The sequence below is a fragment of the Desulfovibrio sp. 1214_IL3152 genome (assembly GCF_036763055.1).
Lineage (GTDB): Bacteria > Desulfobacterota > Desulfovibrionia > Desulfovibrionales > Desulfovibrionaceae > Desulfovibrio.
The window spans coordinates 1-2,154 of the sequence record NZ_JBAIYW010000107.1; the positions used below are offsets into that span (position 1 = coordinate 1).

Genomic DNA, 2,154 nt, shown 5'->3' on the forward strand with positions numbered 1-2,154 from the left:
TCGGCAGGGGGCGAAGATCCCGCCGTGTTCCTGCGGCGGCAGCTTGTGGAAACGGGCCGCGCCGGACATCCCGTCTGGGCGGGCATGCCCGGCGTATTCGCCGATGCCCTGCGCCTGCATCTGAATTTTTTTCTCCAGCGCATGCCTCCGGATTTTGACCCTTACCGTGCCTGCTTCGGCAATCTTGTGCTGGCAGGCGGATACCTGCACCATAAACGTGATTTCGGGCCGGTGCTGGCCTTTTTCAGCCGTCTGCTGCAGACGCGGGGCGTGGTGCGCCCTATTGTGAACGAAAGTCTGCATCTGGCGGCTGAACTGGATGACGGCTCGCTGCTTGTGGGGCAGCACAGGTTCAGAAATCTTCCCCGGCCCGTAAAACGGCTTTTTCTTACGGTACATGAGCCGGAACGGCTCGACACCAGGGAATACCCCCGGCTTGCCGCCACTGCCTGCCGCCCGCCGCTGGCTCCGGCTTCCAGCGTATATCTGGGTTCGGCAGGGGCCATATGCTACCCTATGGGCAGCTTTTATACCAGCGGGCTTGCGAATCTTCTGCCGCAGGGCGGGGGGCGCACTGTGGCTGATGCCCATTGCCCCAAGGTTTTCATCCCCAATTCCGGCGGTGCTGCCGAACTGTTCGGCCTTGGTGTTGCGGGGCAGGCAGCCATGATTCTGCGCCACCTGCGCGAAGACGCGCCCGATGCGTCCACCGGGCGGCTTCTCCATTATGTGCTGGCGGATTCGCGTAACGGCCGTTATGAGGGCGGGCTTGGCTCCGAAACCCGGCGCGCCGTGGAAGATATGGGCCTGCGCCTGATTGACCGCCCCCTGGTATACGAAAACGATCCGCAGCACCATGATCCGGAACTGACGGCGCGCGCCTTGCTGGAGCTTTTGCCCGGCAACCCTGTGGAGATATGAGTGAAGCCCGTGCGCAAAAAATTTTGCGGGAACCGGCAGGGTGACAGGAAGCAGAACAGGCCCTTGCGGAGTGGTACGCCCCGGGACGCCAGCCGGGGAACTGCTGCCGGTCGTGAGCAGCCGATGCAGGCCGCCAGAAAGAGCGTACCCGCTACCCGCACCGCGCAGGCTTCTGATGCGGGAATTTTTGGCGCGGCCACCGGCACAACAGCGGAGGTAACGGCGGCCCCCAACGCGTGCGGCCCTTCTGCCGCAGCCGTTTCAGCAACTCCTGGTGTACATGCTACAGGTGATGCAAATTTTACGTCAGCCTTTGGTGAAGCCTGCACCTCTTCCGGTGCTTCTTCCGGAGTAAGCCCCGCAAGCAGCGCGAGCCCTGCTGTTTCCACTGGCAGCCCTGCGGACGCGCCCGTACAGGAACTTTGCGTTGATGAACGCCAGGCGGGGCTGAGGCTTGATCATGCCCTTGAATGTCTTTTGCCGCATATGGGCTTGCGCGGGCGCAAGCGCTGTATTGAAAATGGCGGCGTGTCCGTAAACGGTCGTGCCGCAAGCGCTTCACGTCGCATGCGTCTGGGGGATGTGGTGCGCCTGCACCCTGCGGCAGTGCGAGAAAGTCCGGTGGTTTTATGTGACGGATTTTCCGGAACGCTTTCTTCTTCTTCTTCTTCTTCTTCTTCTTCTTTTTCTTCGCCGTCGTCTTTGGCAGATGCTGAGGCGTCGTCGTCCTCGTCTCTATCGTCGCCCCCACCTTCTTCCGGCGTCCTCACAGCCAGCGGGCTGCGCATGCTCGGCAGGCAGGGCGAATACTGCTTTTTCAGCAAACCCGCGCAGATGCACAGTGCGGCGCTGGCGGGTGTTGCCGGTGTGAGCGTGGAGGCTCTGATGCCCGCCCTTGTTACGCAATGGGCAAAAGAGCAGGGCAGGGGCAGTACGGACTTCGACCCTGCAAAGCTTGCGCTGCTCCAGCGTCTGGATTTCGGCACTTCTGGCCTTTTGTGTGCGGCGCTCTCAACTCTTGCTGCGGATGGCTTTCGTGCGGCGGAAGCGGCAGGGCAGTGCGAAAAGCGCTATGTGGCGCTGCTTTCGGGTGAGCTTTCCGGCCCTGTGGTGGCGCGTCAGGAACTGGATGTCAGCGCGAGGCGTAAAAGCCGCCTGCGGTCCGGTTTTGCGCACCACACGCGCTGGACGGAATTTTGGCCCCTGCATGTCTGGAAGGCGGCTGACCCGTCC

At 62.3% G+C, this 2,154-nt stretch carries 2 protein-coding genes; both read left to right on the forward strand.

The genetic code is table 11. From position 1 onward, the window contains the following. On the forward strand, positions 1-921 hold a 921-nt coding region (locus V6C07_RS02040), incomplete at its 5' end, for a 2-phospho-L-lactate transferase CofD family protein (RefSeq protein WP_333534727.1). Between the two features lie 123 nt (positions 922-1,044). Continuing rightward, a partial coding sequence (locus tag V6C07_RS02045) for a pseudouridine synthase (protein ID WP_333534728.1) occupies positions 1,045-2,154 on the forward strand: 1,110 nt, incomplete at its 3' end.